The organism is Streptomyces beigongshangae (assembly GCF_019710745.1).
In the GTDB taxonomy this organism is placed as follows: Bacteria; Actinomycetota; Actinomycetes; order Streptomycetales; family Streptomycetaceae; genus Streptomyces; species Streptomyces beigongshangae.
The window spans coordinates 1-25,626 of the sequence record NZ_JAHKJW010000084.1; the positions used below are offsets into that span (position 1 = coordinate 1).

The 25,626-nt window shown below is 72.5% G+C and carries 21 protein-coding genes, 1 tRNA gene and 2 pseudogenes; 20 read left to right on the plus strand and 4 right to left on the minus strand.

What is annotated here, in order from left to right; translation table 11 throughout:
* A pseudogene (locus tag KM933_RS35665) lies at nt 1-867 on the minus strand (SCO7613 C-terminal domain-containing membrane protein); the annotation flags it as partial.
* Nucleotides 868-1,013: 146 nt separating this feature from the next.
* Here KM933_RS35665 and KM933_RS35670 point away from each other — a divergent pair.
* Together KM933_RS35670 and KM933_RS35675 are read left to right on the plus strand one after the other, a co-directional pair.
* Nucleotides 1,014-1,454, plus strand: a pseudogene (locus KM933_RS35670) (SRPBCC family protein); the annotation flags it as partial.
* A 129-nt stretch (nt 1,455-1,583) separates the two neighbouring features.
* Nucleotides 1,584-1,655 (plus strand) — tRNA-Val (locus tag KM933_RS35675).
* Between the two features lie 52 nt (nt 1,656-1,707).
* On the opposite strand, the gene KM933_RS35680 is transcribed toward KM933_RS35675, so the two are convergent.
* On the minus strand, nt 1,708-2,433 hold the full coding sequence (locus KM933_RS35680; RefSeq protein ID WP_221360646.1) for a 3'-5' exonuclease: 726 nt from the start codon (nt 2,431-2,433) through the stop codon (nt 1,708-1,710).
* 168 nt (nt 2,434-2,601) lie between these two features.
* On the opposite strand from KM933_RS35680, the gene KM933_RS35685 reads away from it, so the two are divergent.
* The 4 genes from KM933_RS35685 to KM933_RS35700 all read left to right on the plus strand — a co-directional run bounded on the left by KM933_RS35685 (nt 2,602) and on the right by KM933_RS35700 (nt 7,575).
* A complete protein-coding gene (locus KM933_RS35685) occupies nt 2,602-3,168 on the plus strand; it encodes a DUF4365 domain-containing protein (RefSeq protein WP_221360655.1) in 567 nt (188 codons plus the stop codon).
* A complete protein-coding gene (locus tag KM933_RS35690; RefSeq protein WP_221360657.1) occupies nt 3,165-4,388 on the plus strand; it encodes a hypothetical protein in 1,224 nt (407 codons plus the stop codon). Before KM933_RS35685 ends, KM933_RS35690 begins: the two co-directional genes overlap by 4 nt.
* Before the next feature lie 206 nt (nt 4,389-4,594).
* Nucleotides 4,595-6,571: a threonine--tRNA ligase gene (gene thrS / locus KM933_RS35695; protein WP_221360659.1), complete on the plus strand. Its 1,977-nt coding sequence runs from the start codon at nt 4,595-4,597 to the stop codon at nt 6,569-6,571.
* A gap of 443 nt (nt 6,572-7,014) precedes the next feature.
* The gene (locus KM933_RS35700) at nt 7,015-7,575 is read left to right on the plus strand and encodes an HIT family protein (protein ID WP_221360661.1); all 561 of its coding nucleotides are present in this window, start codon (nt 7,015-7,017) and stop codon (nt 7,573-7,575) included.
* Between the two features lie 168 nt (nt 7,576-7,743).
* Here KM933_RS35700 and KM933_RS35705 read toward each other — a convergent pair whose 3' ends face one another.
* The gene (locus KM933_RS35705; protein ID WP_221360709.1) at nt 7,744-9,417 is read right to left on the minus strand and encodes a hypothetical protein; all 1,674 of its coding nucleotides are present in this window, start codon (nt 9,415-9,417) and stop codon (nt 7,744-7,746) included.
* A gap of 155 nt (nt 9,418-9,572) precedes the next feature.
* Nucleotides 9,573-11,804: an elongation factor G-like protein EF-G2 gene (locus KM933_RS35710; RefSeq protein ID WP_221360664.1), complete on the minus strand. Its 2,232-nt coding sequence runs from the start codon at nt 11,802-11,804 to the stop codon at nt 9,573-9,575.
* A gap of 308 nt (nt 11,805-12,112) precedes the next feature.
* Here KM933_RS35710 and pgsA point away from each other — a divergent pair, with 308 nt between their 5' ends.
* The 14 genes from pgsA (at nt 12,113) to KM933_RS35780 (ending at nt 25,268) form a co-directional block, all read left to right on the plus strand.
* The gene (pgsA, locus tag KM933_RS35715; RefSeq protein WP_260334666.1) at nt 12,113-12,856 is read left to right on the plus strand and encodes a phosphatidylinositol phosphate synthase; all 744 of its coding nucleotides are present in this window, start codon (nt 12,113-12,115) and stop codon (nt 12,854-12,856) included.
* A gap of 59 nt (nt 12,857-12,915) precedes the next feature.
* Entirely contained in the window at nt 12,916-13,875 is a 960-nt protein-coding gene (locus KM933_RS35720) for a phosphatidylinositol mannoside acyltransferase (RefSeq protein ID WP_430727414.1), read from the plus strand.
* Nucleotides 13,872-15,044, plus strand: a complete 1,173-nt coding sequence (locus tag KM933_RS35725) for a glycosyltransferase family 4 protein (RefSeq protein ID WP_221360668.1) — start codon at nt 13,872-13,874, stop codon at nt 15,042-15,044. Before KM933_RS35720 ends, KM933_RS35725 begins: the two co-directional genes overlap by 4 nt.
* Before the next feature lie 187 nt (nt 15,045-15,231).
* On the plus strand, nt 15,232-15,777 hold the full coding sequence (locus KM933_RS35730; RefSeq protein ID WP_221360670.1) for a hypothetical protein: 546 nt from the start codon (nt 15,232-15,234) through the stop codon (nt 15,775-15,777).
* 178 nt (nt 15,778-15,955) lie between these two features.
* Entirely contained in the window at nt 15,956-16,879 is a 924-nt protein-coding gene (pdxS, locus tag KM933_RS35735) for a pyridoxal 5'-phosphate synthase lyase subunit PdxS (protein ID WP_221360673.1), read from the plus strand.
* 61 nt (nt 16,880-16,940) lie between these two features.
* The gene (gene pdxT / locus KM933_RS35740) at nt 16,941-17,549 is read left to right on the plus strand and encodes a pyridoxal 5'-phosphate synthase glutaminase subunit PdxT (RefSeq protein WP_221360674.1); all 609 of its coding nucleotides are present in this window, start codon (nt 16,941-16,943) and stop codon (nt 17,547-17,549) included.
* 73 nt (nt 17,550-17,622) lie between these two features.
* The gene (locus KM933_RS35745; protein ID WP_221360676.1) at nt 17,623-18,375 is read left to right on the plus strand and encodes a YebC/PmpR family DNA-binding transcriptional regulator; all 753 of its coding nucleotides are present in this window, start codon (nt 17,623-17,625) and stop codon (nt 18,373-18,375) included.
* 204 nt (nt 18,376-18,579) lie between these two features.
* On the plus strand, nt 18,580-19,125 hold the full coding sequence (gene ruvC, locus KM933_RS35750) for a crossover junction endodeoxyribonuclease RuvC (RefSeq protein ID WP_221360678.1): 546 nt from the start codon (nt 18,580-18,582) through the stop codon (nt 19,123-19,125).
* Entirely contained in the window at nt 19,122-19,733 is a 612-nt protein-coding gene (ruvA, locus tag KM933_RS35755) for a Holliday junction branch migration protein RuvA (RefSeq protein ID WP_221360680.1), read from the plus strand. Before ruvC ends, ruvA begins: the two co-directional genes overlap by 4 nt.
* Nucleotides 19,734-19,881: 148 nt before the next feature.
* A complete protein-coding gene (gene ruvB, locus KM933_RS35760) occupies nt 19,882-20,952 on the plus strand; it encodes a Holliday junction branch migration DNA helicase RuvB (RefSeq protein ID WP_221360689.1) in 1,071 nt (356 codons plus the stop codon).
* 163 nt (nt 20,953-21,115) lie between these two features.
* Nucleotides 21,116-21,652, plus strand: a complete 537-nt coding sequence (gene yajC / locus KM933_RS35765) for a preprotein translocase subunit YajC (protein WP_221360690.1) — start codon at nt 21,116-21,118, stop codon at nt 21,650-21,652.
* A 142-nt stretch (nt 21,653-21,794) separates the two neighbouring features.
* Nucleotides 21,795-23,567, plus strand: coding sequence for a protein translocase subunit SecD (gene secD, locus KM933_RS35770; RefSeq protein ID WP_221360693.1), 1,773 nt, complete (start codon nt 21,795-21,797; stop codon nt 23,565-23,567).
* 1 nt (nt 23,568) lies between these two features.
* Nucleotides 23,569-24,723 carry a protein translocase subunit SecF gene (secF, locus tag KM933_RS35775; protein WP_221360695.1) on the plus strand — a complete coding sequence of 385 codons (1,155 nt, stop codon included), beginning with the start codon at nt 23,569-23,571 and terminating at the stop codon, nt 24,721-24,723.
* Entirely contained in the window at nt 24,720-25,268 is a 549-nt protein-coding gene (locus tag KM933_RS35780) for an adenine phosphoribosyltransferase (protein ID WP_221360697.1), read from the plus strand. Before secF ends, KM933_RS35780 begins: the two co-directional genes overlap by 4 nt.
* Nucleotides 25,269-25,626 lie beyond the last annotated feature (358 nt).

A 25,626-nucleotide genomic window follows, 5' to 3' on the forward strand; every position in this document is an offset into this window, starting at 1 on the left:
GGCACGGTGTGCCGCCCCCAGCGCGATCGCCGCGGCGAGGGCGAGGAGCGCCGCCGCACGGGTGGCGGCGCCCGGACCGGTGGCTTCGCCGATGAGCACGCCGGCCGCCAGGACGCCCCAGGCGCCGGCCCCGTACGCGCCGACGGCGGCGACGGCCCGTACGGCCGGCACGGACACCGAGAGGGCGACGGCCGCGTCGAACGCGGCCGTCGCCAGTACCGCCGCCGTGATCGTGTGGTGGTCGCCGCCGGCCGCCGCCGCCCAGAGCGACAGCGGCAACTGGGCCGCCGCCACGGCCGCCGGGAGCGGCAGGCGCAGGGCGCCGAGACCGCGGCCGTACGCCGTCCACACCACGGCGAGCAGGGCCGACGCGGCCGCCGCGCAGCCCGTGCCGTCCAGGCCGGAGAACGCGACCTCGTACAGGGCGTACGCGTCGAGCACCGTCAGCGCGAGACCGAGGCCCGCCACCGACTCCGCCGTCGAGCGGAGCCCGCGCCTCAGCAGCGGCACGGGCGCGGCGAGCGCGGCCGCGGTGACCGCGCCGAGGACGGTCGCCCGTCCGGCGATGCCCATGTCCCCCCAGCTGACCAGGGTGAACGCGATCGCCGCGACGGTCAGCAGGACACCGCCGAGGACGAGCAGCGCGTTCTGCACGCCAGGTGCCGAGGCCTCCGGCCGCCGGGAGGCGGGCGCGGGGGCCGGCCATCCGGCGGGGGCCTGGGGCCGAACCGCCCGGGGCCCGGCCGGCCGGAGTGCGTCGAGCAGCCAGGCCCGGCGGGCCAGCAGCTGGGCCCTGCGGGCGTCCAGCCGCCACAGCTCCTGGTCGAGGATCCGCAACTCCTCGGCGGGCGGCGGAATGTTCGTCATACCCCGGAGTGTGGTCCGCCCCACCCCCGCGGGACATGAGCGCGGATACTCAGGACGTACTCATGTCCCCGGCCCGGCCCGGGGGAGCCCCGCCCACCCCGGGCCATGGACGTGTCGCCCGTGGGCAGACTCGCCCCATGAAGCGCATGGACTGGACGCATTACCGCTTCCGCAGCCTGTGGAGCCTCGACGCACCGCCCGACGGCGTCCACGACGTGCTGGCCGACCCCGAGGGCTATCCGCGGTGGTGGCCGCAGGTGCGTGAGGTGACGCGTCTCGACGCGCTGAGCGGTGTGCTCCGCATCCGCTCGGTGCTGCCGTACGACCTGGTCCTCACCGCCCGGGAGGTGCGCCGTGACCGGGCGGCCGGGATCCTGGAGACCTCGATGACCGGTGACGTGGACGGCTGGGCGCGCTGGACCGTCGTCCCGGACGGGCGCGGCACCCTCGCCCGCTACGACCAGGAGGTCCGGGTGACCAAACCGCTGCTGCGGCGGCTCGCCGTACCGGGACGGCCCGCGTTCCGCGCCAACCACGCGCTGATGATGCGGGCGGGACGCCGGGGACTGGCGGCCCACCTCCGCGCAACCGGAAGCGGGAACGGAACCGCGAACGGAAGCGGGAACGGAACCGCGAACGGAAGCGGGAACGGAACAGGGAACAGCGGAGCGGTTTGAAGGAAACGCACGGAGACCTGTATTGTTCGGTGCGTTCCCGGGCGATTAGCTCAGTGGGAGAGCGCTTCGTTCACACCGAAGAGGTCACTGGTTCGAACCCAGTATCGCCCACCGGGAGAGGCCGGTCCGTCGCAGACGGGCCGGCCTTCCGCACGCCCGGGACTCAGGCCGCCGCCCGGAACTCGGGCCGCAGGGGCCAGGCCGGATCCACCGACTCCTCCACTCCGCTGCGGGCGAACCACGCCTGCAGACCGCGGGCCTGCGCGGCGTGCCAGACCGCCTGGAGCGTGTGCAGTTCGGCCGGCGAGAGCCGCTCCAGCCGGAGCGCGAAGCGGCGCCCGAGCGCCCGTGCGACCTCCAGGGACGCCAGCGCGTCGGCCGCCGCGTCATGGGCCTCCGCCAGCTCCACCTCGTAGTGCGCGCACAGGTCGCCGAGGGTGCGGCGGCCCTTGCGGTAGCGGTCCAGGTGCTTGTCGAGGACCCGCGGGTCCAGGACGAGCAGCGGTACGGCCTCGAACCAGTGGCACAGCGACGACGCCCGGTGCCTGCGCAACTCCCGGTCGAGCAGCGTCAGGTCGAAGGGCGCGTTCATCACCACGAGCGGACGTCCCGCCGCGCTCTGCTCGGCCAGTTCCCTGACGATCTCGTCCATCACCGGCGACGGCCAGCGGCCGTTGTGCCGCAGGTGCTCGTCCGTCAGTCCGTGCACCGCCGTGGCGCCCTCGGGCACCGGCACCCCCGGATTCACCAGCCAGCGGCGCACGCGCGGGCGGCTGCCGGGGGAGTCCTGGACGACGACGGCGGCCGACACGATCCGGTCGGTCTCGACGTCGACACCGGTCGTCTCGGTGTCGAACGCGGTCAGAGGGCCTTCGTACCAGCACGTCATGCGCACACAACTCCTCGTCCACCTTCGGCAGTTGACGCGCCGTCCCCTGCCCTTTTTGTGATACCCGCACTGTTTGCGCCGTACGCCGGAAGGAGACAACAGAGATAGGGGTCCTTGCAGATCAGCGACCCGTCGCGGGAATTCACCGGATTCGGAAGGCTGTTGGACATGGCGCTCGCGCAGCCCGAGCAGGGCGGGCTGCTGCCCCGGCGGACGGCACCGCATCGCGGCTCACTGGCCACCACGGCCTGCATGGAGACCCTGCAGGTCGGTTATCTGCACGCGGTGGCGGCCGCCGCGGGGTGCTCCCTCTCCCAGCCCTTCCCGGACAACGGCATCGACTGGCACGTCAGCCACAGCGCCCCCGGGCACACGGTCGACGACGAAGTCACCATCAAGGTGCAGCTCAAGTGCACGTACCAGATCCCGGCGAACCCCCCGGGCACCGCCTTCTCCTTCACGCTCGACAACGCCCACCTGGAGAAGCTGGCCCGGACCCCGGTCTCGGTCCACAAGGTCCTGGTCGTGATGCTCGTGCCCAGATCGCAGGACGACTGGCTGCGCGCCGGCCACGACCGCCTCGACCTGCGGCACTGCTGCTACTGGATCAACCTCGCCGGACACCGGATCACCGGCCGGCGCAGGACCACCGTGCGGATACCGACCTCGCGGGTCTTCGACGACAGGGCACTCTGCGAGATCATGACGCGCGTCGGTACGGGAGGCAGACCGTGACGCACCGCCCCACCGGCGAACCCCTGCGCCCCGTCAGGCCCCATCCCGTCGAACCGCCGGACCTGTGGGACCGGCCGCCCCGGCCCGACCAGGTCGACCCCGCCGTCCTCGGCGCGCTGCTGCACCGGCACGGCTGGCAGCGCCGCGGCGGAGCACCCGGACGGTACGGCCGCTGGACCCCGCCCGGGCCCGGCGGCTCGGGCACCAGCCTGCTCGTGCCCGAGAGCCGGGCGTTCCCCGACAGCGAGGACCTCCTCGGGGAGGCCCTCGTCGCGCTGTTCCGCAGCGGCTCGCCCGCCGCGCGTGACGTCCTGCTGGGCCTCGCCGTGCCCAGTGACGAGATCCGCTGGTGGCGCGACGTGCCGACGGGGCCGGTCGGCGCCTCGCCGTGGACCGTCGAGGAGCGCCTCCGCACGGCGGCGCGGCAAATGCTGCTCGCGGGCGCCCTCGCCGTGCGCGGACGCGCCGGGTACTACGGCGCCCGCCACCGCGGGCCCGCCGCCGCCTCCCTGGACGACGTGCTCGTCGGAGCCGCCCCCGGTGGCCGGCAGCTCACCGCCTTCGTGCCGGTGTCCACCGGCCGGCCGCTCGCGGTCCGGCTGCACCAGGCGCTGCACGCGGCCCGTGAGGCGGTCGACTACCAGCGCGCCACCGGCTCCCCGGACGCCTTCGACGGCGCGGTCGGGGCGGGCGTCAGCCATGAGCTCACGGCAGCCCTCATGACCCTGGTGAGGGGTACGGAGGGAGCCACGGTCGCCGTCCGGTGGGCGCCCGCCGCCGGGGTCCCCGACGGGTGCGCGGCGACGGCGGAACCGGTCGGGTTCTCGCCCGGCGACCTGCCCGCGCTCCGTGCGGCGGCCGCCCGCTACCTGCGCGAGGAGCCGGCCGTGCCCGTGCGCCTCACCGGGGCCGTGGTGCGGATGCGCAGGCCGGGCCCGCGCGGCGACGGAACCGTACGGCTGCGGGTGCTGGCCGGGGCGGAGGTGCCGCACGTACGGATGACGCTCGACGAGGAGGCGTACCGGATCGCGGTCCACGCCCATCTGGTCGGGCTGCCGGTGCGGGTGCACGGGCGCCTGGAGAGCCGCGGGGGGTTCCGGCGGCTGACCGGGGCGTCCGGGGTCGTGCCCGTGCAGGTGGACGAGGCGGAGCGGGACCGGCTGAAGAAGTCGCTGAAGGAGAACCTCGACTTCTTCGGGGAGGCGTGCGGCGGCGACTGAGGGCTCCGGCCTGTTCCCGCGGGGTCCGGCCTGTTCCCGCGGGGTCCGGCCCGTTCCGGCGGGGTCCGGCCCGCCCCCCCGGGTGGCCCTTCGGGGAGGAAGAGGGTTAACCGTTTCGCGAGGGGCGCCCCGGGCTCGGTACGATCGCCTGTGTATTGCGCGTGCGACAGACGGCCGCGCGCGTTCCCTTCAGGCAGGAGAGCCCGGTGTCAGACGTCCGTGTGATCATCCAACGCGATTCCGAGCGGGAAGAGCGCGTGGTGACGACGGGCACTACGGCGGCCGAGCTCTTCGCCGGTGAGCGCACCGTCGTCGCGGCCCGGGTGGCCGGCGAGCTGAAGGACCTCGCGTACGAGCCGAGGGACGGGGAGACCGTCGAGGCCGTGCAGATCTCCTCCGAGGACGGTCTGGACATCCTGCGCCACTCCACCGCGCACGTGATGGCGCAGGCCGTGCAGGAGCTGTTCCCCGAGGCCAAGCTCGGCATCGGACCGCCGGTCAAGGACGGCTTCTACTACGACTTCGACGTGGCGAAGCCGTTCACGCCCGAGGACCTCAAGGCCGTCGAGAAGAAGATGCAGGAGATCCAGAAGCGCGGCCAGCGCTTCTCCCGCCGTGTGGTCACGGACGAGGCCGCGCGCGAGGAGCTCGCCGACGAGCCGTACAAGCTGGAGCTGATCGGGCTCAAGGGCGCCGCCTCCAGCGACGACGGGGCGGACGTCGAGGTGGGCGCCGGCGAGCTCACCATCTACGACAACCTCGACGCCAAGACCGGTGACCTGTGCTGGAAGGACCTCTGCCGCGGTCCCCACCTGCCGACCACCCGCAACATCCCGGCGTTCAAGCTGATGCGCAACGCCGCCGCGTACTGGCGCGGCAGCGAGAAGAACCCGATGCTCCAGCGCATCTACGGCACCGCCTGGCCCTCCAAGGAGGAGCTGAAGGCGCACCTCGACTTCCTCGCCGAGGCCGAGAAGCGCGACCACCGCAAGCTCGGCAACGAGCTGGACCTCTTCTCGATCCCCGAGCAGATCGGCTCCGGCCTCGCCGTCTTCCACCCCAAGGGCGGCGTCGTCCGCCGGGTCATGGAGGACTACTCGCGCCGCCGGCACGAGGAGGAGGGCTACGAGTTCGTCTACACCCCGCACGCCACCAAGGGGAAGCTCTTCGAGACCTCGGGCCACCTGGACTGGTACGCCGACGGCATGTACCCGCCCATGCAGCTCGACGAGGGCGTGGACTACTACCTCAAGCCCATGAACTGCCCGATGCACAACCTGATCTTCGACGCGCGCGGCCGCTCCTACCGCGAACTGCCGCTGCGCCTCTTCGAGTTCGGGACCGTGTACCGGTACGAGAAGTCGGGCGTCGTGCACGGCCTGACCCGGGCTCGCGGCTTCACGCAGGACGACGCGCACATCTACTGCACCAAGGAGCAGATGGCGGAGGAGCTCGACAAGACGCTCACCTTCGTCCTGAACCTGCTGCGCGACTACGGCCTGAGCGACTTCTACCTGGAGCTGTCCACCAAGGACCCGGAGAAGTTCGTCGGCTCGGACGAGGTGTGGGAGGAGGCCACCGAGACGCTGCGGCAGGTGGCCGGGAAGCAGGGCATCCCGCTGGTCCCGGACCCGGGCGGCGCCGCCTTCTACGGGCCGAAGATCTCCGTCCAGGTCAAGGACGCGATCGGCCGGACCTGGCAGATGTCGACCGTGCAGCTCGACTTCAACCTGCCGGAGCGCTTCGACCTGGAGTACACCGGCCCCGACGGGTCCAAGCAGCGGCCGGTCATGATCCACCGGGCGCTCTTCGGCTCGATCGAGCGTTTCTTCGCGGTCCTCCTTGAGCACTACGCGGGCGCGTTCCCGGCGTGGCTGGCGCCCGTCCAGGCGGTCGGCATCCCGATCGGCGACGCGCACATCGACCACCTGCACGCGTTCGCCGCCGAGGCGAGGAGGAAGGGGCTGCGGGTCGAGGTCGACTCGTCCTCCGACCGCATGCAGAAGAAGATCCGCAACGCGCAGAAGCAGAAGGTGCCCTTCATGGTCATCGCGGGCGACGAGGACATGGCGAACGGCGCCGTCTCCTTCCGCTACCGCGACGGCTCCCAGGAGAACGGCATCCCGCTCGACGAGGCCATCGCGAAGATCGCGAAGGTCGTCGAGGAGCGGACGCAGGTCTGACCGGTCCGTGCCGGTCCCGTGCGGGGCCCGTCCGTACGGCCCGCACACGTCCGTACGCCTCACTGGGCCCCGTGGGCCCTCGTGGCCCCGTGGGCCCTCGTGGCCCCGTGGGCCCTCGTGGCCCCGTGGGCCCGGAGGCGGGCACCGAGAACCCCCGGGAGGCTCAGCCCCCGGGGNCCGTGGGCCCGGAGGCGGGCACCGAGAACCCCCGGGAGGCTCAGCCCCCGGGGGTCCCCGGCGATCCGGCCACGGGCGTCCCCCGGTCGTCCCACGCGGGAGTCCCCGCATCCGGTGCGGATCTCCCGGTCGCTCGTCCGCAGGCGCGCGGCGGGACCGTGGCGGGCGCCGGCCGGTCCCGGGGACACCGGGCGGCAGAGGTTCCGCCACGTCCGGGGGCCGCCGCACGCGGCACCCGCCGACACGCCGTGAACGGGCGAAGCCATATGCTGCATGGCATGACGAGTGAGCCGGAGCAGCAGATCGGAGTCGGCACACAGGACGCGTTCCAGCGCCTGTGGACGCCCCACCGGATGGCGTACATCCAGGGTGAGAACAAGCCCACCGGCCCCGGGGCGGGCGACGGCTGCCCCTTCTGCTCGATTCCGGCGAAATCCGACGAGGACGGGCTCGTCATCAAGCGCGGCGAGCAGGTCTACGCGGTGCTCAACCTGTACCCGTACAACGGCGGGCACCTGATGGTCGTGCCCTACCGGCACGTCGCGGACTACACCGACCTGACCGCCGCGGAGACCGCCGAGCTCGGCGAGCTGACCAAGCAGGCGATGACCGCGCTGCGGACCGCGTCCGGCGCGCACGGCTTCAACATCGGGATGAACCAGGGCTCGGTCGCGGGAGCCGGTATCGCGGCCCACCTCCACCAGCACCTCGTGCCCCGCTGGGGCGGCGACACCAACTTCATGCCGGTGGTCGGGCACACCCGGGTGCTGCCGCAACTGCTCGCGGACACCCGGAAGATGCTCGCGGAAGCCTGGCCCTCCGCCTGAGCTTCCGGAGCCGGGCTTCCGGAGCCGGGCCTCCGGTGCCGGACCCCATCCGTCCCGCGCCTCCGCTTCCGCGCCCCGCGGGCGGCCCGGGGGCGACGCGGAGGGCGGCCCGGGGGTGCGGACACGGCGTACGGTCACGTCGCGCGGGGGTCCGCGCGACGTGGACGCCTACGCGTCGTACAGGTCCGCCTTCCTGGGGGAGACGTCCTGGACGGCCGTGCTGAGGGAGGACGAGCGGCTGCCGAACTTCGTGGTGTCGACGCCGTTGTCGTTCAGCACCCGGATCGCCGCCGCGTGCACCACGCGCAGCACGGGAGTCGCGGCGCGCAGGGCGTCGTCGGCCATGAAGCGGTGCCGCCAGGGCTTGGACGCCCAGGCGTGGCGCAGCCCGAAGGGCTCCGGCAGGGTCAGCTTGCCGCCGAGCCAGTCGAGGATCGGCGGATACCAGGTGAAGGGCGCGCGCACCGCGAGCCGGACGACCTCGTCGGCGTCGATCAGCGGCAGTTTCTGCGTCTTGGTCTCCCAGAACCTGACCGTCTTCGGGACCGTCTTCGTCCTGGCGGCGGGCCCGCTGGTGAAGAGCGAGTGCACCGGCCCCAGGGCATGACCGGTGACCTCGATGCGCAGCGTCTCGTGCAGCACGGTGACGGTGATCAGCATGGTGATGACCAGCTGGCCGTCCCAGAGCGTCCACTGCACCCCGAGGTAGTGCCGGTCACCGCTGCCGAACTGCTGCTTGTTGCAGATCTCCTGTATTTTGTGCGGCTTGATCTGGTACGCCTCCACGTCGGTGCCGCCCGGCCGGGACACCGAGCCGGCGTTCTCCCCGATCGGCGTGACCACCCAGTGCTTTATCGACGCCGCCGGGAAGCCGCCGGTGTTGAGCGGACCGCGCTCCAGCATGCGCAGCTGGTCGTGGATCGACCGGATGACGTCCCAGCTGCGGAACGGATGGATCTCCTTGGTCGGATCGGCCGGCACCAGGTCCTCGGCGAGCTGCCAGCTGCCCCAGCGCGTGCCCATGCCGAGTATTCCCTTGGGCCCCGCGTAGAAGATCGAGTTGGACTGCTGCTCGGCGCCCAGTCGCGCCAGACTCTGCCGCAGCTGCTCGGCCGCGGTCTCGCCGGGGCTGCCGGGCACCGCCTCGGGGATCTTGGCGCCGATGCCGCCGCCGGCCAGCAGGCTGCTCCAGCGGTCCCGCAGATCATGGGCGGTGCGCTCGCAGAGCTGCTTCGCCCACATCCAGCCGAGGACGGGCGCGACGACCGCGGCGCGCCCGTACCAGGCCCAGAAGCCGGTGAACGGCATCTTGAGCAGGAAGAGGACGGCCAGGGCGCCCACCCCGACCAGGATCGTGGTGCCCAGGACACCGGCCCGCTTGTCCTCGGACCTGGCGGTCGACCTGCGGATCTGGAAGACCAGCAGCCAGACGAGCAGACCGGGCAGGAAGATCAGCCCGGTCAGCACCATCACGGCCGTCAGCCAGCTGTCCCGCTCCTTGCGGATGCGGTTCGCCGCCAGGCAGTGCTCGACGACCACCTGCGGCTCGATGCCGAAGGACTGGATCAGCGCGCCGCGGCCGCCGCCCAGCATCCGCAGCTGCACGGCACGCGAGAATGCCTCGCCCAGGTTCGGCTTGAAGATCGAGGCCCACTTGCGGCCCGGCGAGACGCTCGACTTGTGCCACTCGTTGTTCGCGTCGAGGATCGCTTCGACGGGACTGTCCCGGTAGGCCGCGGAGGCCAGGGCGAACGTCGCCGCCGTCTGTCCCGCGGAACCCGAGAGCGGAACCTGCGCCCCGGGCCTGAAATCGAATCCCTCGTCCGCCATTGCCGCCCCCATCGCCGCCGTGCCCCGCTGCTGCGGCATTCCCGACTTCCGTGCCCCGCACACCTGTTGATCAGGTCATCGTCTTGATCAGGTTCCCAGGGTATCGGCACGGGCCGGCATCCGTCGGCGGACGGCCGGGGCCGTCCGCCGCCCGGAGGGGAGATCAACTAGATTTTTCCCTGGGCCTGTTCACGGATCCGGTCGGTCAACTGCGGCGGCATCGGCTCGTGCCGGGCGTAGGCGCGGTGGAAACGCGCGGTGCCGTGCGAGACGGAGCGCAGATCGACCGCGTACCGCCCGATCTCGATCTCCGGCACCTCGGCCCGTACCAGGGTCCGGCCGCCGGGCGCCTGCTCGGTGCCGACGACCCGGCCGCGCCGCCCCGACAGGTCGCTCATCACCGGGCCCACGTACTCGTCGCCCACCAGGACCGTCACCTCCGCGACCGGCTCCAGGAGGTGGATCCTCGCGCCGGCCGCGGCCTCCCGCAGGGCGAGCGCGCCGGCGGTCTGGAACGCCGCGTCCGAGGAGTCCACGGAGTGCGCCTTGCCGTCGAGCAGCGTGATCCGCACGTCGATGAGCGGGTAGCCCGCGGCCACCCCCCTGGCGGCCTGGGCGCGCACCCCCTTCTCCACCGAAGGGATGAACTGCCGCGGCACGGTCCCGCCCACGACCTTGTCGACGAACTCGATGCCGGAGCCGCCGGGCAGCGGCTCCACCTCGATCTCGCAGATCGCGTACTGCCCGTGCCCGCCGGACTGCTTCACATGGCGCCCGCGCCCCGCCGACCGTGCGGCGAACGTCTCCCGCAGGGACACCTTGTGCGGCACCACGTCGACCTGGACGCCGTACCGGCTGCGCAGCCGTTCCAGGGCGACGTCGGCGTGCGCCTCGCCCAGGCACCACAGGACGACCTGGTGGGTGTCCTGGTTCTGTTCCAGGCGCATCGTCGGGTCCTCGGCGACCAGCCGGCCCAGGCCCTGCGAGAGCTTGTCCTCGTCGGCCTTGCTGTGCGCCTGGATGGCGAGCGGCAGCAGCGGATCGGGCATCTCCCACGGCTCCATGAGGAGCGGGTCGTCCCTGGCGGAGAGCGTGTCCCCCGTCTCGGCCCGGCTCAGCTTGGCCACGCAGGCCAGATCGCCCGCGATGGCGTGCGTGAGACCGCGCTGCTGCTTGCCGAAGGGCGCGGACAGCGCGCCGACGCGCTCGTCCACCTGATGGAGGGCGCGGCCCTCGTGACCGCGGTCGGCCAGGCCGTGCCCCGCGCGGTCGGCCAGGCCGTGCCCCGAGACGTGCACCGTCTCGTCGGGCCGCAGCGTCCCGGAGAACACCCGCACCATCGACACCCGGCCCACGTACGGGTCGGACGCGGTCTTGACGACCTCGGCGACCAGCGGCCCGTCCGGGTCGCACGCCTCGATCCGGCGGGTCCTGCCGTCCGGGGTGGTGACCGCCGGTGCCTCGCGCTCCAGCGGGGTGGGGAAGCCACCGGTGATCAGTTCGAGGAGTTCCACCGTGCCCAGCCCCTGACGGGCGCCCTCGGCGGCGGGCGCGGCGGCCAGCACCGGATGGAAGACGCCCCGGGCGACGGCCCGCTCCAGGTCCCGCACGAGCGTCTCGGGATCGATCTCCTCACCGCCGAGGTACCGGTCCATGAGGGTCTCGTCCTCGCTCTCCGAGATGATCCCCTCGATGAGCCGGTTGCGGGCCGTCTCGATGACCGGCAGCAGCTCGGGGCCCGGCTCGGACTCCTTGCGCTCCCCGGAGGCGTAGTCGTACAGGCGCCGCGAGAGCAGCCCGATCAGTCCCGTCACCGACGCGTGCCCGTCGGGCCCCTGGGGTCCGTGCAGCGGCAGGTACAGCGGCAGCACGGCGTCGGGGTCGTCCCCGCCGAAGACCCGCGCGCAGACCCGGGTCATCTCGTCGAAGTCGGCCCGCGCCGACTCCAGGTGCGTGACCACGATGGCCCGCGGCATGCCGACCGCCGCGCACTCCTCCCACACCATGCGCGTCGAGCCGTCCACGCCGTCCGAGGCCGAGACGACGAAGAGGGCCGCGTCCGCCGCTCGCAGACCGGCCCTCAACTCGCCGACGAAATCGGCGTACCCGGGGGTGTCCAGCACATTGATCTTGTACCCGTCCCAGTCGACCGGGACCAGGGAGAGCTGCACCGAGCGCTGCTGGCGGTGCTCGATCTCGTCGTAGTCGGATATGGTGCCGCCGTCCTCCACACGGCCCGCCCTGTTCACCGCGCCCGCCGTCAGCGCGAGAGCCTCCACCAGGGTCGTCTTGCCCGATCCGCTGTGGCCGACCAGCACCACATTCCGTACGGACGCGGGGTGGTCGGCCGCCGTAGCCCTGCCGGCGGCTCCGGGATGTGCGTTCGCCTTGTCGCCCATGGACTTGCCTCCCGTGCACGGTGAGGTCACTGTGGGCGCGGGCGTGTGGATCCGCGTACGGCGGCTCCGATGACGCCCGCGGTGCCATCGAGCTTTGCACCCGGGTCACGGTGCGTCCATACACCGGACGCGATCGTGCCGATGCCCGGACGCGGCACGGGGAGGACGGGCGAGCGGGCGCCCGGGCGTCACCAGGACGTGACACGGGGGGCGGGTGCCCGGGCGTCGCACACGCGCACGCGTGGCTACGATGGGCCAGCCGGTCGGCCAGCAGGGGCCGCCCGGCCACACCGACCCTCGGGAAGGCCATGCTGAACAAGTACGCGCGTGCATTCTTCACGCGTGTCCTCACACCGTTCGCCGCGTTTCTCATCCGCCGGGGGGTGAGTCCCGACACGGTCACCGTCCTGGGCACGGCCGGAGTGATCGCGGGAGCGCTGGTCTTCTTCCCCCGGGGTGAGCTCTTCTGGGGCACGATCGTCATCACGCTCTTCGTGTTCTCGGACATGGTCGACGGCAACATGGCGCGCCAGCTCGGCCGTTCGAGCCGCTGGGGCGCCTTCCTCGACTCGACCCTCGACCGGGTCGCCGACAGCGCGATCTTCGGCGGGTTCGCCCTCTGGTACGCGGGCGGCGGCGACGACAACGTCCTGTGCGCGGTCTCGATCTTCTGTCTCGCCAGCGGCCAGGTGGTGTCGTACACCAAGGCGCGGGGCGAGTCGATCGGCCTGCCCGTCGCCGTCAACGGCCTCGTGGAGCGCGCCGAGCGCCTGGTGATCTCGCTGGTCGCGGCCGGTCTGGCGGGCTTCCACAAGTTCGGCGTGCCGGGTATCGACGTGCTGCTGCCCATCGCGCTGTGGATCGTCGCCGCGGGCAGCGTCGTCACGCTGGTCCAGCGCGTCGTCACGGTGCGCCGCGAGTCCGCCGAGGCCGACGCGGCCGCCGCCGCCCCGCCGGAGGGCACGTCCGGCAGCACCAACGGGAGCGCGTCCGGGAACGCCTCCGGGAACGCGCCGGGGAACACCTCGCGGAGCAGCGGGGCCACCTCGTGAGCGGTCTGCGGGACCGGTTGACGTACGGGGTGTACGCCGCCGGGTGGGGAGCGGTGAAGATGCTCCCCGAGCCGGTGGCCGTACGCCTGGGCCGGGCCGTCGCCGACATCGCCTGGAAGCGGCGCGGCAAGGCCGTACGGCGCCTCGAATCCAACTACGCGCGCGTGCTGCCCGACGCGACCCCGGAGCGGCTCGCGGAACTCTCCCGCGCGGGCATGCGCTCGTACCTGCGCTACTGGATGGAGTCGTTCCGGCTGCCCGTCTGGAGCGAGGAGCGCATCAGGAACGGCTTCGAACCGGAGGGCCAGGAGCATCTGCGCGAGGCGCTGGCGTCGGGCAGGGGGGTCGTCGCCGCGCTGCCGCACCTGGGGAACTGGGACCTCGCGGGCGCCTGGGCCACCACCGCGCTGGGCATCCCGTTCACGACGGTCGCCGAGCGCCTCAAGCCGGAGAAGCTGTTCGACCGGTTCGTGGCGTACCGCGAGGGACTCGGCATGGAGGTGCTGCCGCACACCGGGGGCGCCGCGTTCGGCACCCTGGCCCGGCGGCTGCGCGGCGGCGGGCTGGTCTGCCTGGTCGCCGAGCGCGACCTGTCCGCGACCGGCGTCGAGGTCGACTTCTTCGGGGACACCACCCGGATGCCCGCGGGGCCGGCGCTGCTCGCCCAGCACACCGGCGCGGTGCTGCTGCCCGTGACGCTGTGGTACGACGAGTCACCCGTGATGCGTGGCCGGATCCATCCGCCCGTCGAGGTCCCCGCGTCAGGCACCCGGGCCGAGAAGACGTCTGTCATGACGCAGGCGCTGGCCGACGCCTTCGCCACGGGGATCGCCGACCACCCGGAGGACTGGCACATGCTGCAACGACTGTGGCTCGCCGATCTGGAACCCCGCCCGGCGCCGGCCGGCGGGGAGCGCCCCGCGGAGGCGGCCGGCGGGGAGCCGGTGTCCGGACCGCGGGACGAACCGGCCCGGCCGGGGGAGCGGGACGAGCCGGTACGGCCCGGGGAGCGGTCGTGAGGATCGGCATCGTCTGCCCGTACTCCTGGGACGTCCCCGGGGGGGTCCAGTTCCACATCCGCGACCTGGCCGACCACCTCATCGCGCTCGGGCACCACGTGTCCGTCCTCGCCCCCGCCGACGACGGGACACCGCTCCCGCCGTACGCCGTCTCGGCGGGCCGCGCCGTACCGGTGCCGTACAACGGCTCGGTCGCGCGCCTCAACTTCGGGTTCCTGTCCGCCGCGCGGGTGCGCCGCTGGCTGCACGACGGCACGTTCGACGTGATCCACATCCACGAGCCGGCCTCGCCCTCCCTCGGCCTGCTGGCCTGCTGGGCGGCGCAGGGGCCGATCGTCGCCACCTTCCACACGTCGAACCCCCGCTCCCGGGCGATGATCGCCGCCTATCCGATCCTGCAGCCCGCCCTGGAGAAGATCAGCGCGCGGATCGCGGTGAGCGAGTACGCGCGGCGCACGCTCGTCGAGCACCTGGGCGGCGACGCCGTGGTCATCCCGAACGGCGTCGACGTCGACTTCTTCGCGAAGGCCGCGCCCAGACCCGAGTGGCAGGGCGGCACCATCGGCTTCGTGGGCCGTATCGACGAGCCCCGCAAGGGTCTGCCGGTCCTCATGAAGGCGCTGCCGAGGATCCTCGCCGAGCGGCCGGGGACCCGGCTCCTGGTCGCCGGGCGCGGTGACGAGAAGGAGGCCGTGGAGAAGCTCCCGGCCGAGCTGCGCCCGCGCGTCGAGTTCCTCGGCATGATCAGCGACGAGGACAAGGCGCGGTTCCTGCGCAGCGTGGACGTGTACGTGGCGCCCAACACGGGCGGGGAGAGCTTCGGGATCATCCTGGTCGAGGCCATGTCCGCGAGCGCGCCCGTGCTCGCCTCCGATCTCGACGCGTTCGCGCAGGTCCTCGACCAGGGAGCGGCGGGCGAACTGTTCGCCAACGAGGACGCGGACGCGCTGGCCGACGCGGCGGTACGGCTCCTCGGCGACCCGGCACGCCGCGCGGAGCTGCGCGCGCGGGGGAGCGCGCACGTACGGCGGTTCGACTGGTCGACGGTCGGGGCGGACATCCTGTCGGTGTACGAGACGGTCACCGACGGCGCGGCGGCGGTGGCCGCGGCCGACGACCCGGCGGTACCGGGCGGCCTCCTGTCCCGCTTCGGCCTGGCCCGGGACTGAGGGCCGCGGGCCGCGCCGGTCCGTCCGGGAGGAGGGGGCACGGCGAAGCCGGCTTTCCAGGGGCGCGGGGAACTGCGCGACAAGCCCCCGCCGGCCCGCACCCGGCAGGCCCGCTCCCGTGCCCCCCGACTCCCGGGCCACGATGCCGCACCGGACGGCCGCGCCCCCACCGGTAACCTGTGCGCCCGTGACCTCCACACTGATCTGGATCGTGGTCGCCCTCGCGGCGATCGGCCTCTATCTGAGCTGGACCGCGGGCCGGCTCGACCGGCTGCACGCGCGGATCGACGCCGCGCGCGCGGCCCTCGACGCGCAGCTCCTGCGGCGCGCCTCGGTGGCGCAGGAGCTGGCCACCGCCGGAGTGCTCGATCCGGCCGCCTCGATGGTGCTCTACGAGGCGGCGCACGCGGCCCGGCAGGCTGAGGAGGACCACCGCGAGGTCGCCGAGAGCGACCTCAGCCAGGCCCTGCGGGCCGTCTTCGGGGAGACCGAGCAGGTCGAGGCCGTCCGGGCGGCCCCCGGTGGCGAGGACGCCGCCCGCGAACTCGCCCAGGCGGTCCGCCGGGTGCCGATGGCCCGCCGCTTCCACAACGACGCCGTACGGGCGGCCCGCGCACTGCGCCGCCACCGCACGGTGCGCTGGTTCCGGCTGGCCGGACACGCGCCCTTCCCCCTGGCCTTCGAGATGGACGACGAGCCGCCGACGGCACTGGCGGACCGCCCCGGGACGTAGTCCGGGTCCACCCGCGGGCGGACCCCGTACCCCCCGCGTGAGCCACCTGAGCAGGGAGAATGTGCGCAGTGGCCGCCAGAACGAGCCACCGGCTCCTCATTGGCCCTTGCTGTGGCCTGCTCCGCGGGCGTTTCCTCGGTGTCTGCAGAAACCCTCTTCCACCGAGTGAGGTCAACCCGTGTCCAGCACGCTCCCGAACCCCGCCCAGCCCGCCGACACCCCCGCCACCGGCACCGCGCGCGTGAAGCGCGGCATGGCCGAGCAGCTCAAGGGCGGCGTGATCATGGACGTCGTCACGCCCGAGCAGGCGAAGATCGCCGAGGACGCGGGCGCCGTGGCCGTCATGGCCCTGGAGCGGGTCCCGGCCGACATCCGCAAGGACGGCGGCGTGGCCCGGATGTCCGACCCGGACATGGTCGAGGGCATCATCGGGGCCGTCTCCATCCCGGTGATGGCCAAGTCGCGCATCGGCCACTTCGTCGAGGCACAGGTCCTGCAGTCCCTCGGGGTCGACTACATCGACGAGTCCGAGGTCCTCACCCCCGCCGACGAGGTCAACCACTCCGACAAGTGGGCGTTCACGACCCCCTTCGTCTGCGGTGCCACCGGCCTGGGCGAGGCCCTGCGCCGCATCGCCGAGGGCGCCGCCATGATCCGCTCCAAGGGCGAGGCCGGCACCGGCAACGTCGTCGAGGCCGTGCGCCACCTGCGCCGGATCAAGAACGAGATCGCCCGGCTGCGCGGCTACGACAACAACGAGCTGTACGCCGCCGCCAAGGAGTTGCGCGCCCCGTACGAACTCGTCAAGGAGGTCGCCGACCTCGGCAGGCTCCCCGTCGTGCTGTTCTCCGCGGGCGGTGTGGCCACCCCCGCCGACGCCGCCCTGATGCGCCAGCTCGGCGCCGAGGGCGTCTTCGTCGGCTCCGGCATCTTCAAGTCCGGCGACCCGGCCAGGCGAGCCGCCGCCATCGTCAAGGCCACCACCTTCTACGACGACCCGAAGGTCGTCGCGGACGCGTCCCGCAACCTGGGGGAGGCGATGGTCGGCATCAACTGCGACACCCTCCCCGAGGCCGAGCGCTACGCCAACCGCGGCTGGTGAGGGTCCCGGACGCCGACCGGCCCCCCCGGGGCACCACGTACACGAGGCAGGCACCCCGCAGATGAGCAACACCCCCGTCGTAGGCGTCCTGGCCCTCCAGGGCGACGTACGGGAGCACCTCGTCGCCCTGGCCGCGGCGGACGCCGTGGCCAGGCCGGTGCGGCGCCCCGAGGAACTCGCGGACGTGGACGGCCTGGTCGTCCCCGGCGGCGAGTCCACCACCATCTCCAAACTGGCCGTCCTCTTCGGCCTGATGGAACCGCTGCGCGCACACGTACGGGCCGGCCTGCCCGTCTACGGGACCTGCGCGGGCATGATCATGCTCGCCGACAAGATCCTCGACCCGCGCTCGGGCCAGGAGACCATCGGCGGCATCGACATGATCGTGCGCCGCAACGCCTTCGGACGGCAGAACGAGTCCTTCGAGGCGCGGGTCGACGTGCGCGGCGTCGGGGGCGGCGCCGTGGAGGGCCTCTTCATCCGCGCCCCCTGGGTCGAGTCGGTGGGCGCCGGGGCCGAGGTGCTGGCGGAGCACGGCGGCCACGTCGTCGCCGTGCGCCAGGGCAACGCGCTCGCCACGTCGTTCCACCCGGAACTGACCGGCGACCACCGCGTGCACCGCCTGTTTGTCGACATGGTGCGCGCGGACCGGACGGCGGAGTCCTTGTAGGATCTGGGGGTCCCTGGACTCTCGAAGTCCGGGCGGGTTCGTACGGGATGGGTTACGCGAAGGAGACAGGCAGATGTCCGGCCACTCTAAATGGGCTACGACGAAGCACAAGAAGGCCGTGATCGACGCCAAGCGCGGCAAGCTCTTCGCGAAGCTGATCAAGAACATCGAGGTCGCGGCGCGCATGGGCGGCGTCGACCTGGACGGCAATCCGACGCTGTTCGACGCGGTGCAGAAGGCCAAGAAGTCCTCGGTCCCGAACAAGAACATCGACTCCGCGATCAAGCGCGGCGGCGGTCTCGAAGCCGGCGGCGCCGACTACGAGACGATCATGTACGAGGGGTACGGCCCGAGCGGTGTCGCGGTGCTCATCGAGTGCCTCACCGACAACCGCAACCGCGCCGCCTCGGACGTCCGCGTCGCCATGACCCGCAACGGCGGCAACATGGCCGACCCCGGTTCCGTCTCGTACCTCTTCCACCGCAAGGGCGTCGTCATCGTCCCCAAGGGCGAGCTGACCGAGGACGACGTCCTGGGCGCCGTCCTCGACGCGGGGGCCGAGGAGGTCAACGACCTCGGCGACTCCTTCGAGGTCCTCTCCGAGGCCACCGACCTGGTCGCGGTGCGCACCGCGCTCCAGGAGGCCGGCATCGACTACGACTCCGCCGACGCCAACTTCGTCCCGACCATGCAGGTCGAGCTGGACGAGGAGGGCGCCAAGAAGATCTTCAAGCTCATCGACGCCCTGGAGGACAGCGACGACGTGCAGAACGTCTTCGCCAACTTCGACGTGAGCGACGAGGTCATGGAGAAGGTCGACGCGTAACGCCGCCGCGGGGCGCGAGCCGCGCGCGGCAGGGGCCCGACGGGCCGGCGGGACATGTCCCGCCGGCCCGTCGCCCTGTCGGGGGCCCGCGCCGGAAGGCGTTGTCGGTGGCACCCGATAGCCTGCACGAACTGGGAACCTCCCAGTGACGGCCGCGGTGGTCACGGCGGCCGCGACGGCCGTGGGAGAGCGAGGAGGGACCGGGTGCGGGTACTGGGCGTCGACCCCGGGTTGACGCGGTGCGGTGTCGGTGTCGTCGAGGGCGTGGCGGGCCGGCCGCTCACCATGCTCGGCGTCGGTGTCGTCCGCACGGCCGCGGACGCGGAGCTGGGACAGCGCCTCGTCACCGTCGAGCAGGGCATCGAGCGGTGGCTCGACGAGCACCGTCCCGAATTCGTCGCCGTGGAGCGGGTGTTCAGCCAGCACAACGTCCGTACGGTGATGGGCACGGCCCAGGCCAGTGCCGTCGCGATGCTCTGCGCGGCCCGGCGCGGCATCCCCGTCGCCCTGCACACCCCCAGCGAGGTCAAGGCCGCCGTCACCGGCAGCGGTCGCGCGGACAAGGCCCAGGTCGGTGCCATGGTCACCCGGCTGCTCAGGCTCGACGCGCCCCCGAAGCCCGCCGACGCCGCGGACGCCCTCGCCCTCGCCATCTGCCACATCTGGCGCGCCCCGGCTGTGAACCGCCTCCAGCAGGCGCAGGCCGCACACCGCCAGGCCCAGGTCTCCAGCCGGAAGGTCACCCGATGATCGCCTTCGTCAGCGGCCCGGTCGCCGCGCTCGCCCCCGACTCCGCGGTGGTCGAGGTGGGCGGCGTCGGCATCGCCGTCCAGTGCACCCCCGACACGCTCTCCGGTCTGCGCATGGGCAAGGAGGCCCGGCTCGCCACCTCCCTGGTCGTCCGGGAGGACTCGCTGACGCTGTACGGCTTCGCCGACGACGACGAGCGCCAGACCTTCGAGCTGCTCCAGACCGCCAGCGGTGTGGGCCCGCGGCTGGCGCAGGCCATGCTCGCCGTGCACAGCCCCGACGCCCTGCGCCGCGCGGTGTCCACGGGCGACGAGAAGGCCCTCACCGCCGTCCCCGGCATCGGCAAGAAGGGTGCCCAGAAGCTGCTCCTGGAACTCAAGGACCGGCTCGGCGAGCCCCTCGGCACCGGTGGGCCGGCCGTCGGCAGGCCCGTCGCCGCCGGATGGCGCGAACAGCTGCACGCCGCGCTGATCGGACTCGGGTACGCGACACGGGAGGCCGACGAGGCGGTCACCGCCGTCGCCCCGCAGGCGGAGGCGGCCGGCCCGGCCCCGCAGGTCGGCCCCCTGCTGAAGGCCGCCCTGCAGACGCTCAACCGGGCGCGCTGATCCCCGCCGGGGGAGGCGTCGTGAAGCCGCGGGTGCGTCGTGGTCCCCCGGCCCTCGGCCGGGAGGTGCCCCCAGGTCGCGCAGTTACCCGCGCCCCCACGGGGCACGCCCGTAAGTACTGGAACCACTACACCGCGAGGCACACCGAATGAACTGGGACGACACGAGCGACGACGCCGGCCCCGAGCGGCTCGTCGGCGCGTCCACCGACCGCGAGGAACAGGCCGTCGAGGCCGCCCTGCGCCCCAAGGACCTCGGCGAGTTCATCGGTCAGGAGAAGGTCCGCGAACAGCTCGACCTCGTCCTGCGCGCCGCCCGCGCCCGCGGTGCCACCGCCGACCACGTGCTGCTCTCCGGGGCCCCGGGCCTGGGCAAGACCACCCTCTCGATGATCATCGCCGCCGAGATGGACGCCCCGATCCGCATCACCAGCGGCCCCGCCATCCAGCACGCGGGCGACCTCGCGGCGATCCTGTCCTCCCTCCAGGAGGGCGAGGTCCTCTTCCTCGACGAGATCCACCGCATGTCGCGGCCCGCCGAGGAGATGCTCTACATGGCGATGGAGGACTTCCGCGTCGACGTCATCGTCGGCAAGGGGCCCGGCGCCACCGCCATCCCGCTCGAACTGCCGCCCTTCACCCTGGTCGGCGCCACCACCCGCGCGGGCCTGCTGCCGCCACCGCTGCGCGACCGCTTCGGTTTCACCGCCCACATGGAGTTCTACGAGCCGGCCGAACTGGAGCGCGTCATCCACCGCTCCGCACACCTGCTCGACGTGGAGATCGACGCGGAGGGCGCCGCCGAGATCGCCGGCCGCTCCCGCGGCACGCCCCGTATCGCCAACCGTCTGCTGCGCCGCGTCCGCGACTACGCCCAGGTCAAGGCCGACGGCGTCATCACCCAGGAGATCGCCGGAGCCGCCCTGGCCGTGTACGAGGTGGACAGCCGCGGGCTCGACCGCCTCGACCGCGGCGTCCTCGAAGCGCTGCTCAAGCTCTTCGGCGGCGGGCCGGTCGGCCTCTCCACGCTCGCCGTCGCCGTGGGGGAGGAGCGGGAGACCGTCGAGGAGGTCGCCGAGCCCTTCCTCGTCCGGGAGGGACTGCTGGCGCGTACGCCGCGCGGGCGGGTGGCGACCCCGGCGGCATGGGCGCATCTCGGCCTCGTACCGCCCCGGCCGCCGGCCGGTGGAAACGGACAACAGGACCTGTTCGGGGCGTGACGGCGAGGGGGCTCGTCAGGTCAGGAACCCCGGTGCCATGCTGGGCGTTGTTCCTTGACGGCGGACTCGCTTAGACTCCGCCGATGCCGCCCTTGCCGGCGACGCACCTCACCCCCATCCAACAGGCCGCTCACCTCGCGGTCGAATGAAGGAAGTCCGACCCGTGAGTCTCGTGACCCTCCTCCCGTTCATCGTGCTCATCGGGGCCATGTTCCTGATGACCCGGTCGGCCAAGAAGAAACAGCAGGCGGCCGCGCAGATGCGCGACGACATGCAGCCCGGCTCCGGCGTCCGCACGATCGGCGGCATGTACGCAACGGTGAAGGAGGTCAACGACGAGACGGTCCTCCTCGACGCGGGCCCGGGCGTCGACCTGCTCTTCGCGAAGAACGCCATCGGCGCGGTCCTCGGCGACGACGAGTACAACCGCATCGTCCACGGCATCGAGCACGACCTGAAGTCCGACGAGTCGGTCGTGCCGGACGACGCCTCCTCCCTCACCGGGACGGACGAGCCCGCCGACGCCTCCGAGGGCAAGGCCGTCGACCTGGGCAAGACGCCCGTCACCCCCGTCGTCGAACCCGCCGACGAGCCCGTGGTCCGGCCCGTCGACGAGTCCGCCGTCGTGGAGCCGAAGGAGCCGACCAGGACCGAGGGCGCAGACCTGAAGAAGTCCGACGGCGAGTCCGACGCGAAGTAGTCACGGCCGGGGACCGCGGAGTGCGCCGTCCGCGCGCCGCGGTCCCCTGGACGCGTGAGCCCGCGGGAGACCCCCGACACCAATTGACGCCCGTCCGCGCAGGTACCCAGAGACCGGGCGGACGAAGAGGGAGAACGAGAAGGTGGCAGCACCCAAGAAGGGCCGACAGGGCACCCAGGGCAGGCCGGGGCGCACCTTGGCCCTGATCCTGATCGCCATCGTGGCGCTCACCGGCGGCATGTTCGCCTCCGGGCACACGACACCGCGACTGGGCATCGACCTCGCCGGCGGTACGAGCATCACGCTCCAGGCGAAGAACGAACCCGGTCAGAAGAACGCGATCAACCCGACCAACATGAACACCGCGGTCGGGATCATGGAACGCCGGGTCAACGGTCTCGGCGTCTCCGAGGCCGAGGTGCAGACCCAGGGCGAGAGCAACATCATCGTCAACATTCCCAAGGGCACGAACTCCAAGCAGGCCCGGGAACAGGTCGGTACCACCGCCAAGCTCTACTTCCGCCCCGTCCTGACCACCGAGGTCTCCGGCGGCCCCGCGGCCACGCCCTCGCCGAGCGGCTCCGGCAGCCCCTCCGCCGGCTCGGACAAGGAGAAGGGGTCGGACAAGGAGGGCGAGAAAGCCACCTCCTCCTCGTCGCCCTCCGCCTCCGCCACCTCGCAGGGCCGGGCCGTCACCGACGCGCTGAAGGCCGACCCCACTCCCTCGGCGACGGACAGCGCCTCGGCCTCCGCGTCCGCCCCCGCCAGCCCGTCCGCCCCGCCGCCCGCGAGCGCCGACCCCGCGACCGCCGAGCTCCAGGCCCAGTACACCGCGCTGGACTGCACGAAGCAGACCGTCCGCGCGAAGGTCGGTGACGGCGTCAAGGCCGGGGACCCGACCGTGGCCTGCGGCCAGAACGCGCAGGGCCAGTGGCAGAAGTACATCCTCGGCCCGGCCGAGGTCGAGGGAACCGACGTCGACAAGGCCTCGGCCGTGTTCGACACCCAGGGTGCCGCGGGCTGGAAAGTCACCATGGACTTCACGGACAAGGGTGGCAAGAAGTTCGCGAGCATCACGGGCAAGCTCGCGCAGAACCAGTCCCCGCAGAACCAGTTCGCCATCGTCCTCGACGGCGAGGTCGTCTCCGACCCGTACGTCAGCCAGGCGCTGACCGGCGGCACCGCGGAGATCTCCGGCAGCTTCACCCAGCAGGAGTCGCAGGACCTGGCGAACATGCTGTCGTACGGCGCGCTGCCGCTCACCTTCACCGAGGCGAGCGTCACCACCGTCACCGCGGCCCTCGGCGGCGAGCAGCTGGAGGCCGGTCTGATCGCCGGCGCCATCGGCCTGGCCCTGGTCGTCATCTATCTGCTGGTCTACTACCGGGGCCTGTCGCTCATCGCCATCGCCTCGCTGCTGGTCTCCGCCGCCCTGACCTACGCGATCATGTCGCTGCTCGGCCCGACCATCGGCTTCGCGCTGAACCTGCCCGCGGTCTGCGGCGCCATCGTGGCCATCGGCATCACGGCGGACTCGTTCATCGTGTTCTTCGAACGCATCCGTGACGAGATCCGCGAGGGCCGTTCGATGCGCCCGGCGGTCGAGCGCGGCTGGCCGAGGGCCCGGCGTACCATCCTGGTCTCCGACTTCGTGTCGTTCCTCGCCGCCGCGGTGCTGTTCGTCGTCACCGTCGGCAAGGTTCAGGGCTTCGCCTTCACACTGGGGCTGACCACCCTGCTCGACGTGGTCGTCGTCTTCTTCTTCACCAAGCCGCTGATGACGATCCTCGCCCGCAAGAAGTTCTTCGCGGAGGGCCACAGCTGGTCCGGCCTCGACCCGAAGCGACTGGGCGTCCAGCCGCCGCTGCGCCGCACCCGTCGTGTGTCCGCCCCCGTCGACACGAAGGAGGCGTGAGATGTCGAAACTCGGCAACCTCGGCGCCCGGCTCCACCGCGGCGAGATCGGTTACGACTTCGTCGGCAAGCGCTGGATCTGGTACGGCGTCTCGATCCTGATCACCGTCGTGGCCATCGCCGGCCTCGCGGTGCGCGGCCTGAACATGGGCATCGAGTTCCAGGGCGGCGCCGTCTTCACCACCGAGCGCACCAGCGTCTCGGTCAGCCAGGCCGAGGAGTACGCGGAAGAGGCCTCCGGCCACGACGCGATCGTCCAGAAGCTCGGCAACGGCGCCCTGCGCATCCAGGTCGCCGGGGTCGACACCGGCAAGTCCGACCAGATCAAGGAAACGCTCGCCGAGGACCTCAAGACCGACCCGGAGAAGATCAACGCCGACCTGGTCGGCCCCAGCTGGGGTGACCAGATCGCCAACAAGGCCTGGCAGGGCCTGGCGATCTTCATGGTGCTGGTCGTGATCTACCTGGCGATCGCCTTCGAATGGCGGATGGCCGTGGCCGCGCTCGTGGCGCTCATCCACGACATCACCATCACGGTCGGCGTCTACGCCCTGGTCGGCTTCGAGGTGACACCGGGCACCGTGATCGGCCTGCTCACGATCCTCGGTTACTCGCTCTACGACACGGTGGTCGTCTTCGACAGCCTCAAGGAACAGACGAAGGACATCACCAAGCAGACCCGCTGGACCTACAGCGAGATCGCCGACCGCTCGATCAACGGCACGCTGGTGCGTTCCATCAACACCACGGTGGTCGCCCTGCTCCCGGTGGCCGGCCTGCTGTTCATCGGCGGCGGTGTCCTCGGCGCCGGCATGCTCAACGACATCTCGCTGTCGCTGTTCGTCGGCCTCGCGGCCGGCGCGTACTCCTCGATCTTCATCGCCACGCCGCTCGTCGCCGACCTCAAGGAGCGCGAGCCGCAGATAAAGGCACTGAGGAAGCGCATCCTGGCCAAGCGGGCCGCCGCCGCGGCGAAGGGCGAGTCCCTGGAGACCCCCGTCGTCGAGCGGACGTACGGCGACCGCGACGCCGAGGACGCCGAGGACGCCGAGGGCCCCGAGGACGCGACACCCGCCGTCGTCGGCCCCCGTGCCCAGCGCGCCCAGCCGTCGTCGCGGGGCAGGGGCCGCGGCCGTCCCTCGGGCAAGCGCCGATGACCGGACCCGCGGACCTCCCCGGGCTGCTGCTCAGCCGGATCCGTGACGTGCCCGACCACCCGGAGCCGGGTGTGGTGTTCAAGGACATCACCCCGCTCCTGGCGGACCCGGCGGCGTTCACGGCCCTGACCGGCGCACTGGCCGACATCAGCGTCCGCAACGGCGCCACGAAGATCGTCGGCCTGGAGGCCCGCGGCTTCATCCTGGGCGCCCCCGCCGCGGTCCGCGCCGGACTGGGCTTCATCCCCGTGCGCAAGGCGGGCAAGCTCCCCGGAGCGACCCTCGCCCAGGCGTACGACCTGGAGTACGGCTCCGCCGAGATCGAGGTGCACGCCGAGGACCTCACGCCGGACGACCGCGTCATGGTCATCGACGACGTCCTCGCCACCGGCGGCACCGCGGAGGCATCGCTGCGACTGATCCGCCGGGCCGGCGCCCGGGTCGCCGGTGTCGCCGTCCTCATGGAGCTCGGCTTCCTGAACGGCCGCGCCCGCCTGGAACCGGCTCTGGACGGCGCCCCGCTGGAGGCGCTGCTCACGGTCTGAGCCCCGGACGGCCACCCGCCCGGCACCGCCCGGCACGCCGTACGACACCGCGCAGGCGGGCCCCGGAGGAATCCGCGGCCCGCCTCACGCGTTCCTCCCGTGGACGGCCGTCCCACCGGCCGGAGGCGAGACCCGAGCCCAGGATCGCTACCATGGGGTTTCCGGAACCTGACCGGGGACCCGGATCGCGCACGAGGAGCCCTCTTGCCAGACGAGGCCCAGCCACTCGCCCCCAGGGCCGAACGCCCGGGGGTACCACCGGCCGCCAAGCCCGACCAGTCCGCGGCGCCCGCGGGCACGCCCGCGCCGTCCGCGCCCGGGAAGAACGGCGCGGCCGCCCCGGCGGCCGGAGCCGAGG

Bases quoted from the DNA above. Each gene is read 5' to 3' on its own strand.
- KM933_RS35680 (WP_221360646.1), bottom strand. From the start codon at position 2,433: ATGACGTGCTGGTACGAAGGCCCTCTGACCGCGTTCGACACCGAGACG.
- KM933_RS35685 (WP_221360655.1), top strand. From the start codon at position 2,602: ATGGCGCTCGCGCAGCCCGAGCAGGGCGGGCTGCTGCCCCGGCGGACG.
- KM933_RS35700 (WP_221360661.1), top strand. From the start codon at position 7,015: ATGCTGCATGGCATGACGAGTGAGCCGGAGCAGCAGATCGGAGTCGGC.
- KM933_RS35705 (WP_221360709.1), bottom strand. From the start codon at position 9,417: ATGGGGGCGGCAATGGCGGACGAGGGATTCGATTTCAGGCCCGGGGCG.
- KM933_RS35710 (WP_221360664.1), bottom strand. From the start codon at position 11,804: ATGGGCGACAAGGCGAACGCACATCCCGGAGCCGCCGGCAGGGCTACG.
- pgsA (WP_260334666.1), top strand. From the start codon at position 12,113: ATGCTGAACAAGTACGCGCGTGCATTCTTCACGCGTGTCCTCACACCG.
- KM933_RS35720 (WP_430727414.1), top strand. From the start codon at position 12,916: ATGCTCCCCGAGCCGGTGGCCGTACGCCTGGGCCGGGCCGTCGCCGAC.
- pdxT (WP_221360674.1), top strand. From the start codon at position 16,941: ATGAGCAACACCCCCGTCGTAGGCGTCCTGGCCCTCCAGGGCGACGTA.
- KM933_RS35745 (WP_221360676.1), top strand. From the start codon at position 17,623: ATGTCCGGCCACTCTAAATGGGCTACGACGAAGCACAAGAAGGCCGTG.
- ruvA (WP_221360680.1), top strand. From the start codon at position 19,122: ATGATCGCCTTCGTCAGCGGCCCGGTCGCCGCGCTCGCCCCCGACTCC.
- ruvB (WP_221360689.1), top strand. From the start codon at position 19,882: ATGAACTGGGACGACACGAGCGACGACGCCGGCCCCGAGCGGCTCGTC.
- secF (WP_221360695.1), top strand. From the start codon at position 23,569: ATGTCGAAACTCGGCAACCTCGGCGCCCGGCTCCACCGCGGCGAGATC.
- KM933_RS35780 (WP_221360697.1), top strand. From the start codon at position 24,720: ATGACCGGACCCGCGGACCTCCCCGGGCTGCTGCTCAGCCGGATCCGT.